This is a genomic window from Corynebacterium sp. Z-1 (genome assembly GCF_031844665.1).
Taxonomy (GTDB): domain Bacteria; phylum Actinomycetota; class Actinomycetes; order Mycobacteriales; family Mycobacteriaceae; genus Corynebacterium; species Corynebacterium sanguinis.
Genome location: NZ_CP134621.1, coordinates 2444773 through 2455055, shown reverse-complemented (window position 1 = coordinate 2455055; position 10283 = coordinate 2444773). Strand labels below are relative to the sequence as shown.

The 10283-nt window shown below is 58.8% G+C and carries 2 protein-coding genes and 3 rRNA genes; all 5 read left to right on the top strand.

All coding sequences use genetic code 11. The features are described from left to right. The first annotated feature begins 557 nt into the window (after window positions 1–557). The 5 genes from RIU96_RS11935 to RIU96_RS11915 all read left to right on the top strand — a co-directional run bounded on the left by RIU96_RS11935 (window position 558) and on the right by RIU96_RS11915 (window position 10240). Window positions 558–2078: ribosomal RNA gene (locus RIU96_RS11935) — 16S ribosomal RNA — on the top strand. Window positions 2079–2556: 478 nt separating this feature from the next. After that, window positions 2557–5643, top strand: a 23S ribosomal RNA gene (locus RIU96_RS11930). Window positions 5644–5771: 128 nt separating this feature from the next. Continuing rightward, window positions 5772–5889: ribosomal RNA gene (rrf, locus tag RIU96_RS11925) — 5S ribosomal RNA — on the top strand. Together the 16S, 23S and 5S rRNA genes form the textbook arrangement of a ribosomal RNA operon. A gap of 1021 nt (window positions 5890–6910) precedes the next feature. Then, window positions 6911–7684 (top strand): ABC transporter ATP-binding protein, encoded by a 774-nt coding sequence (locus RIU96_RS11920; protein WP_144742218.1) that lies wholly within the window; start codon window positions 6911–6913, stop codon window positions 7682–7684. Between the two features lie 12 nt (window positions 7685–7696). After that, window positions 7697–10240 carry an ABC transporter permease gene (locus RIU96_RS11915; protein ID WP_259793436.1) on the top strand — a complete coding sequence of 848 codons (2544 nt, stop codon included), beginning with the start codon at window positions 7697–7699 and terminating at the stop codon, window positions 10238–10240. The last annotated feature ends 43 nt before the right edge of the window (window positions 10241–10283 follow it).

The following is a 10283-nucleotide window of genomic DNA, read 5'->3' as shown; positions in this document are numbered from 1 at the left end:
TTTGTGTTTGGTTGTGGGGGTGTGTAACTTTGTGTGAGTCAGCGAGACCGACAACGCCCCGCCGGAGTGAGTTCTGGTGAGATGGCGGACAGGAAAACTACCGCTGGTGCCTCCTTTGATTGGTTGCGATTAGTGTCGCGGCTGGTTGGGTGTGCGTGTGTTGTGTGAGAACTCGATAGTGTGCCAATGTACTTTTTTGTTTTTGTTTGTGGTTTGTTGTGGTGTGCATTGTGGCGTGCCTGGCCTGCACTGTGGTGTGGGTGGGTGTGTGCTGGTGGTGGTGTCGTGAACCTTTGATGGCGATGTCACCCTGTGGCGCACGTTAGTTTGTGTCATGGTGTGCGGTTTGATCGTAATGAATCGCGGGTGTGGCCTTGTTTGATGCATGGGTTGTGTGGTTTTCCTCGTCGGATGCGCATGGTCTGTGTTGGGGTTGCACGGTAAATATTTTTTGAATTGAAGGTTTTGCCAGTACTGCCTTACAGGTTTTTCTTGTGGGGTGGTGTGGTTTGTTTTTGTTGGGTTTGGGCTTTTCACGAGTTCTGAATTTCTTCTTTTTTGTGGAGAGTTTGATCCTGGCTCAGGATGAACGCTGGCGGCGTGCTTAACACATGCAAGTCGAACGGAAAGGCCACAGCTTGCTGTGGTACTCGAGTGGCGAACGGGTGAGTAACACGTGGGTGATCTGCCCTGTACTTCGGGATAAGCTTGGGAAACTGGGTCTAATACCGGATAGGAATCACATGTGGGTGTGTGGTTGGAAAGCTTTTGCGGTATGGGATGAGCTCGCGGCCTATCAGCTTGTTGGTGGGGTAATGGCCTACCAAGGCGTCGACGGGTAGCCGGCCTGAGAGGGTGTACGGCCACATTGGGACTGAGATACGGCCCAGACTCCTACGGGAGGCAGCAGTGGGGAATATTGCACAATGGGCGCAAGCCTGATGCAGCGACGCCGCGTGGGGGATGACGGCCTTCGGGTTGTAAACTCCTTTCGTCAGGGACGAAGCGAAAGTGACGGTACCTGGATAAGAAGCACCGGCTAACTACGTGCCAGCAGCCGCGGTAATACGTAGGGTGCGAGCGTTGTCCGGAATTACTGGGCGTAAAGAGCTCGTAGGTGGTTTGTCGCGTCGTTTGTGTAAGTCCACGGCTTAACTGTGGGATGGCAGGCGATACGGGCATAACTTGAGTGCTGTAGGGGAGACTGGAATTCCTGGTGTAGCGGTGAAATGCGCAGATATCAGGAGGAACACCGATGGCGAAGGCAGGTCTCTGGGCAGTAACTGACGCTGAGGAGCGAAAGCATGGGTAGCGAACAGGATTAGATACCCTGGTAGTCCATGCCGTAAACGGTGGGCGCTAGGTGTGAGTCCCTTCCACGGGGTTCGTGCCGTAGCTAACGCATTAAGCGCCCCGCCTGGGGAGTACGGCCGCAAGGCTAAAACTCAAAGGAATTGACGGGGGCCCGCACAAGCGGCGGAGCATGTGGATTAATTCGATGCAACGCGAAGAACCTTACCTGGGCTTGACATACACCAGATCGGCGCAGAGATGCGTTTTCCCTTGTGGTTGGTGTACAGGTGGTGCATGGTTGTCGTCAGCTCGTGTCGTGAGATGTTGGGTTAAGTCCCGCAACGAGCGCAACCCTTGTCTTATGTTGCCAGCACGTGATGGTGGGGACTCATGAGAGACTGCCGGGGTTAACTCGGAGGAAGGTGGGGATGACGTCAAATCATCATGCCCCTTATGTCCAGGGCTTCACACATGCTACAATGGTCGGTACAACGCGTGTGCGACACTGTGAGGTGAAGCTAATCGCTCTAAAGCCGGTCGTAGTTCGGATTGGGGTCTGCAACTCGACCCCATGAAGTCGGAGTCGCTAGTAATCGCAGATCAGCAACGCTGCGGTGAATACGTTCCCGGGCCTTGTACACACCGCCCGTCACGTCATGAAAGTTGGTAACACCCGAAGCCAGTGGCCTAAACCTGTTAGGGAGCTGTCGAAGGTGGGATCGGCGATTGGGACGAAGTCGTAACAAGGTAGCCGTACCGGAAGGTGCGGCTGGATCACCTCCTTTCTAAGGAGCTTATATTTTTTACACACCACACTTATTCTGACTGTGTTGGGGTGTGTGGTGTGGTGGTTGAGGTGCCGAGTGTGTACCTGCCACCTGTTTTTCAAATGAAATGTCCAGTTGTGGAGACACCCGCTACTGGCACGTGGGGTGCTACTTCGATGGTGGGCCTGTGATGCGTGTTGGTGGTGTGTGGGTGCGCCACGTGTTGGTGTGCACTGATATGTGATGAACCGTGTAAAGCAAACAAAAACGCGTACGGCTGGCACCTACTCTGCTGTTTTTGTGGTGGTTGGGTGTGGTTGTGTGGGAAGTTGTTGGCATGCTGTTGGGTGTCTGGGGCAGCACGTGTGTTGTTTCCTTGTGATCCTGGTGTCTTTTGCTTGTGTGCGTGTGTGCACGGGTGGGGGGGTTGGGGTGTGGTGTGTGAGAACTGTATAGTGGACGCGAGCATCTTTATTTTTTGTGTGTGTGTTTTGTAGTGTTTTTTATCAAGGGCGTACGGTGGATGCCTTGGCATGCTGAGCCGATGAAGGACGTGTGAGGCTGCGTTATGCCTCGGGGAGTTGCCAACTAAGCGTTGATCCGAGGATGTCCGAATGGGGAAACCCAGCACCAGTTGTGTGGTGTTACCCGCAGGTGAATTCATAGCTTGTGTGGGGGTGTACGCGGGGAAGTGAAACATCTCAGTACCCGCAGGAGAGGAAAATAATAATGATTCTGCTAGTAGCGGCGAGCGAACGTGGATGAGGCTAAACCATGTGCGTGTGATACCTGGCAGGGGTTGCGTGTGTGGGGTTGTGGGATGTGATTGTTACCAGGGCTGTCGACTTGGTGCGTGTGTGTTGTGTGTTAGCGGAAGTCACTTGGGATGGTGCGCCGTAGTGGGTGAGAGCCCCTGTACGTGAAAACATGCAATGTGTGCGTTGATTGTGTCCCGAGTAGCAGCGGGCTCGTGGAATCTGCTGTGAATCTGCCGGGACCACCCGGTAAGCCTAAATACTCAGTGTGACCGATAGTGGATAGTACCGTGAGGGAATGGTGAAAAGTACCCCGGGAGGGGAGTGAAATAGTTCCTGAAACCGTGCGCTTACAATCCGTCAGAGCACCTCGTGTGTGTGATGGCGTGCCTTTTGAAGAATGAGCCTGCGAGTCAGCGGCATGTCGCGAGGTTAACCCGTTGTGTGGGGTAGCCGTAGCGAAAGCGAATCCTAATGAGGGTGTGTTAGTGGCATGTCCTGGACCCGAAGCGGGGTGATCTACCCATGGCCAGTGTGAAGCAGCTGTAAGAGGTTGTGGAGGCGCGAACCCACTTAGGTTGAAAACTGAGGGGATGAGCTGTGGGTAGGGGTGAAAGGCCAATCAAACTCCGTGATAGCTGGTTCTCCCCGAAATGCATTTAGGTGCAGCGTTGCAGCAGCTTGCCGGAGGTAGAGCTACTGGTTGGTTGAGCGGGACTATCATCTTAGCAATGTCAGCCAAACTCCGAATGCCGGTTAGGTGGTCTGCAGCAGTGAGACTGTGGGGGATAAGCTTCATAGTCGAGAGGGAAACAGCCCAGATCGCCGGTTAAGGCCCCTAAGGGTGTACTAAGTGGAAAAGGATGTGGGATCGCGAAGACAGCCAGGAGGTTGGCTTAGAAGCAGCCATCCTTGAAAGAGTGCGTAATAGCTCACTGGTCGAGTGGTTCTGCGCCGACAATTCAGTGGGGCTCAAGTACACCGCCGAAGCCGCGGCACACTTTTTAGTGTGGGTAGGGGAGCGTCGTGTATGGGGTGAAGCAATACTGTAAGGGGTTGTGGACTGTACACGAGTGAGAATGCAGGCATGAGTAACGAGTGATAAGTGAGAATCTTATCCGCCGGATGACTAAGGGTTCCTGGGTCAAGTTCGTCTTCCCAGGGTGAGTCGGGTCCTAAGGCGAGGCCGACAGGCGTAGTCGATGGTTAACGGGTTGATATTCCCGTACCCGTGTATATGCGCCCAAGGGTGAATCGGTGATACTAACCACCCTGACCGCACCATATGATGATCCCTTCGGGGGTTGATCGGTGGTGTGTGATGCGTGGGGCCTAAACCGTAGTAGCCCAGTGATGGGGTGACGCAGTGAGGTAGCCTAGCCACTTATTGGATTGTGGTGTAAGCGTGTGGCACGACGATGAGTGAAATGCTTGTTGTCACAAAGTGTGAGGCGTGATGCGTAGCCCCTTAAGGGGTGATGTAGGTGATCCTGTACTGCCGAGAAAAGCCTCTAGCGAGTGTGTACACGGCCCGTACCCGAAACCGACACAGGTAGTCAGGTAGAGAATACTAAGGCGGTCGGGTGAACTGTGGTTAAGGAACTCGGCAAAATACCCCCGTAACTTCGGGAGAAGGGGGACCTCTACCGGTGCGCAGCTTTTACGGTTGTTGTGCTGGTGGGGGTCGCAGAGAATAGAGGGGAGCGACTGTTTATCAAAAACACAGGTCCGTGCGAAGACGTGATGTTGATGTATACGGACTGACGCCTGCCCGGTGCTGGAAGGTTAAGAGGACCTGTTAGAGCCCTTGTGGTTCGAAGCGGAGAATTTAAGCCCCAGTAAACGGCGGTGGTAACTATAACCATCCTAAGGTAGCGAAATTCCTTGTCGGGTAAGTTCCGACCTGCACGAATGGCGTAACGACTCCCCTGCTGTCTCAACCACAGGCCCGGTGAAATTGCAGTACGAGTAAAGATGCTCGTTTCGCGCGGCAGGACGAAAAGACCCCGGGACCTTCACTATAGCTTGGTATTGGTGTTCGGTGCGGTTTGTGTAGGATAGGTGGGAGACTGTGAAGCCGTCACGCTAGTGGTGGTGGAGTCGTTGTTGAAATACCACTCTGACCGTAGTGGATACCTTAACCTTGGCCCATGATCTGGGTTGGGGACAGTGCCTGGTGGGTAGTTTAACTGGGGCGGTTGCCTCCCAAAGAGTAACGGAGGCGCCCAAAGGTTCCCTCAGCCTGGTTGGCAATCAGGTGTAAGAGTGTAAGTGCACAAGGGAGCTTGACTGTGAGACGTACATGTCGAGCAGGGACGAAAGTCGGGACTAGTGATCCGGCACCAACGTGTGGAAGTGGTGTCGCTCAACGGATAAAAGGTACCCCGGGGATAACAGGCTGATCTTCCCCAAGAGTCCATATCGACGGGATGGTTTGGCACCTCGATGTCGGCTCGTCGCATCCTGGGGCTGGAGTAGGTCCCAAGGGTTGGGCTGTTCGCCCATTAAAGCGGCACGCGAGCTGGGTTCAGAACGTCGTGAGACAGTTCGGTCTCTATCCGCCGCGCGCGTTGAAACTTGAAGAAGGCTGTCCCTAGTACGAGAGGACCGGGACGGACGTACCTCTGGTGTGCCAGTTGTTCCGCCAGGAGCACGGCTGGTTGGCTACGTACGGAAGGGATAACCGCTGAAAGCATCTAAGCGGGAAGCCTGTTTTAAGATGAGGTTTCTTTTGAGGTTCCCCACAGACTATGGGGTTGATAGGCCAGATCTAGAAGGCGGGCAACCGTTGAAGGTGACTGGTACTAATACACCAACAAAAAACACAAACACCACACCAAAAGTGTGTGTGCGACGCGTCCACTATGCAGTATCTGACACACCACACCCCCCACCACCGTTAACAGCACGGTGGCAGTGTCACAACAACAATAAAATATGTGTACCCCACGATTGTGTCGGTGGTTGATGGCGGCGGGGAAACGCCCGGACCCATTCCGAACCCGGAAGCTAAGCCCGCCCGCGCTGATGGTACTGCCCCCGGGAGGGGGTGGGAGAGTAAGTTACCGCCGACCCAACAACTTAACAACAACAATCGCACCCCCCAACCACAGGAAGCAAGCCCCCAACAAAGGGCAACAACTCGGTGGTCGGGGGGTGCGTTCTGCTTTTGCCCACAACACCTGGGTTGCCTGATTGGTTCCTACAGCTAACTCCGCCACCGCAGAGTCGCGCCGCCTTTGACCCGGCCGACCCAGCACGCCCTTAGGGTGTTTCTCACGGCTAGTCCGCATGGCGGACTCCACCAACCCCGCCACCACAGAGTGGAGCTGCTTTCAAGCCGGCACGCTCGGGCGATCCAAGATGACTCCCCCTCGGCTAATCAGCACTGCAGGCTCTGCCACGGCTAATCAGCACTGCAGGCTCTGCCACGGCAGAGTTGAGCCGCCTTTGAGCCGGCTCGCGTGGGCAATCGAGGAGCGCCCTGCCTAGCTGAATCCGCATTGCGGACTCCACCGACTCCGCCAACGCAGAGTCAGGATGGCGCTCTGGTCCGCATTGCGGACTCCGCCACGGCAGAGTCCAGCCGGTTGGAGTTAGCCAGATCGCGGACTCCGCTACGGCAGTGTCGAACCGCCGCTAAGCTAGCCGGCCCAGTTAATCCAGAGAGACCCTCCTTGCTGAGTCCACTGGCGGGCTCCCCCCACTCTGCCACGGCAGAGTTGGGAACGGGTCCATCGAGCTCGCTCGGTAAAGCCAGCACGGCGGACTCCACCAACTCTGCTGCTGCAGAGCGAGAAGCACCAGTCCGGGAGCCCACAGGCGCGCGCATCGCTCCGGTCCCGCCCACGGGATTCTCGCCGCGGGTTCCCGGCAGGCAACTCCGCAGCTGCAGAGCCCGCCCCCCCTCGACACCCACGGGCTCCGCCGTGGCAGAGTTTGAGCGTCGATAAGCAGGCGCTCCCATCCCCGCGAACGGCTTGAGGAGCGGAGATACCTACGGCCACATGGGTACCGGTTGCGACGTTGTGGGGCTGTCCCACGTAGCATGAACCGGAAGAAGTATTTGGCACAAGGTGAGGCGGGTCCAAGGCTATGGCGAAACATCGGACGGAAGACAGACTCGGGCAGCAGGATGAAAGATCGGAGGCTGCGGCTCGAGCGGTTGAGCTGTCCAAGCAGTACGGTTCGGGTGACACCGCGGTCGTGGCGCTCGCCGGTGTGACGGTCGAGTTCGCGCGCGGGCAGTTCACCGCGATCATGGGCCCGTCGGGCTCGGGTAAGTCGACGCTGATGCACACCATGGCGGGTCTTGATTCGTTCACCTCGGGGGCGGCGTACATCGGCAACACCCAGTTGTCGGGGTTGAACGACCGCGACCTGACGGATTTGCGTCGTGACCGCCTCGGCTTCATCTTCCAGTCGTTCAACCTGGTGCCAACGTTGACTGCCGCGGAAAACATCACGCTGCCGTCGGACATCGCTGGTTGCGAGGTGGACAAGGCTTGGTTCGATGAGATCACTACGCGGCTTGGCCTTGCGGAGCGCCTGTCGCATCGCCCGAGCGAGCTCTCGGGTGGTCAGCAGCAGCGCGTCGCGTGTGCGCGCGCGTTGGTGAGCCGGCCGGAAATCATCTTCGGCGACGAGCCGACTGGAAACCTTGACTCGAACTCCTCGCGCGAAGTTCTCCAGATCCTGCGCACGGCGGTGGATGAGGACGGCCAGACCGTCGTTATTGTCACCCACGACGCGCGCGCGGCCTCCTACGCCGATCGGGTTATCTTCCTTCGCGACGGCCAGATCGTCGATGAGCTGTGGAAGCCGACGATGGAGTCCATTCTGCAGGTCATGTCGGGGATTGAGGGCTAAATGCGATCCGCTATGACTCGGGTTTCGCTGCGCAACATTGTCGCGCACAAGCTCCGCCTCGCTCTGACGGTGCTCGCGGTCGTCCTCGGCACGGCGTTCATCGCCGGGTCGCTCATGTTCACGAACATGCTGGGCAACACCTTCGACAGCGCGGTCAGCTCCCAGTTCGAGGGCGTCGACGCGGTCGCCGCCCCGGGGGAGGAGATGCAGGCCATCCCGAACGACGTGGTGGATGAGCTGCGTGGTGGTCCGGGCGTCGACAAGCTTAATGTTGAGGCGAGCCAGACGGTGGTCGCGGCGACGACCGACAACAACCCCATCCAGACCGGCCAGGGCACGTCGACGGCCGGCATTTACTACCCGCCGGCGGAGGCGGTCGGGCAGGCGCCGAGCATCGCTGAGGGCCGGGAGCCGACGGCGCTGGGCGAGGCGATCGTCAATAGCAACGCCGCCGAGAAGTACGGCATCGCGCTCGATCAGGAACTCACTGTCGTCGACACAATGGGGCGCGAAACGTACCGCATTGTCGGGCTTTACGACGACGACATGACCCCCAGCTCCTCCCTCGCCTTCCAGGTCAGCCCCGAAACCTACAGCCAGTTCTACACTGACGGCACTTCCGTGCCCAGCGTTTCGCTGTCCGCGGTGGATGGCACCACGGCGCAGCAGCTTGTCGACGATCTGCGCAACGCCCACCCCGAGCTGAAAATCGACACCGGCGAAGTGCTGGCGGAGGAAGCCACGAAGCAGATCCGCGACGCCTTAAGCTTTGTCAGCTACTTCCTCATCGCGTTCGGCCTGGTTGGCCTGCTCGTGGGAACGTTCCTGATTGCGAATACTTTCTCCATGATCGTTGCGCAGCGCACGAAAGAGTTCGCGCTGCTGCGCGCGCTGGGGGCGTCGCGACGCCAAATCACGCGCTCCGTCACGATCGAAGCGTTCATCGTCGGCCTGCTCGGCTCGTTCCTCGGCGTCGTCGCAGGTGTCGGCTTGGTCGCCATCATCAAGGCAGTGATGGGCGCCAACGACATGCCCCTGCCCGAAGGAGGGCTTGGCTTATCGACGCGCGCTGTGGTCGTTCCGGTCGTCGTCGGCGTCATCGTCACCATGATCTCCGCCTGGGCACCAGCGCGACGCGCGGGCCAGGTGCAGCCGGTGGAGGCGATGCGGGCGAGCGAGTCGTCGTCGCCCCAGCCGCTGAAGATCCGCACGATTATCGGCACAGTCCTGATCGTTGCGGCGATTATTGCCGCGGTGGCGGGCGTTCTGTGGGAGGACGGGACGACCGCGAATCGCGCGATCCTCGTCGGAGTTGCCGCGGTGGGTGTTATCGCGGGGCTGTTCCTCGCGGGTCCGGCATTCTCGCTGCCCATTGTGCCGCCGCTCGGGCGCCTCATCGGTGCCCCGTTCGGGGCGGTGGGTCGGCTTGCCTCCACCAACACGCGGCGTAACCCGCGCCGCACCTCGGCGACCGCCTTTGCGCTCATGCTGGGCATCGCGCTGGTCACTGTGATCGGCATGTTGGGTGCGACCATGAAACAATCCATCGCGGACGTCACCGAGAACGAAATCACCGCGGACTACGTGCTCACCGGGCCGCAAAACGGCTCCTTCCCCATTCCGCCGGACCTGCCGAGCAGGCTTGACGACGTCGACGGGGTGGGCGACGTGGTCGCGTACTCGGAGGCGCCGATCGCCATTAACGGTGAATTTGGTTACCAGTTCGGGCCTTACGGCGCGTCGCCGGTGTTTTCCGGCGACCCCACAAAGCTGATGAAGCTTGAGATGCTCCAGGGCACCTCCTCGGTCGAGGGGGACACCATCATCGCCCCTGAGCCGTGGGCGACGGAGCGCGGATGGAACCTCGGCGACAAGGTCACGCTTACCGCCCCGGGTCTGACACCGGCTTCCGTGGAGGTGACGATCGGCGGCATCTTCGCAGAATCGAACACGGTCAGGGCACCGGCGATTGGCTACGATACCGCGCAAAAGGTGGTGCCCGCCGAGGCCCTCAGTATCAACATGGTCGGGGTCAACGGCGACGGCACGGTCGATCCCGAGCAGCTGCGCGCCAACCTCGAGGAAGAGGTTCGGCCCGACATCATCGTGCAGGTGCGCTCGACGGAGGAAATGGCCGGGCAGGTCACGGGCCTGATCGACCAAATGCTGTTCATCCTCTATGCGCTGTTGTCGCTTGCGGTGATCATCGCGGTCCTGGGCATCGTGAACACGCTGACGCTGTCGGTTATTGAGCGTCGCCAAGAGATTGGCATGCTGCGTGCCGTCGGAAGCCGGCGCGGGCAAATCAGGACGATGATCATTCTCGAATCCGTCCAGATGGCAGTCTTCGGTGCGCTGCTCGGAATCCTCATGGGCCTTGGGCTTGGATGGGCCTTCCTCACCGTGCTCTCCGGACAGGGCCTCGAGGACATTGTCGTGCCGTGGGCACTTATCGGCACCATGCTCGGCGGCACGGTTGTGGTCGGCATCCTCGCTGCGCTATGGCCGGGGCACCGGGCGGCGAAGACGCCGCCGCTGGACGCTATCGCCGATTAGCGGTGGCCCCTTGTAGGGCCCGGAGAGTGTCGCACTCCGCCGT

Bases quoted from the DNA above. Each gene is read 5' to 3' on its own strand.
- RIU96_RS11915 (WP_259793436.1), top strand. From the start codon at position 7,697: ATGACTCGGGTTTCGCTGCGCAACATTGTCGCGCACAAGCTCCGCCTC.
- RIU96_RS11920 (WP_144742218.1), top strand. From the start codon at position 6,911: ATGGCGAAACATCGGACGGAAGACAGACTCGGGCAGCAGGATGAAAGA.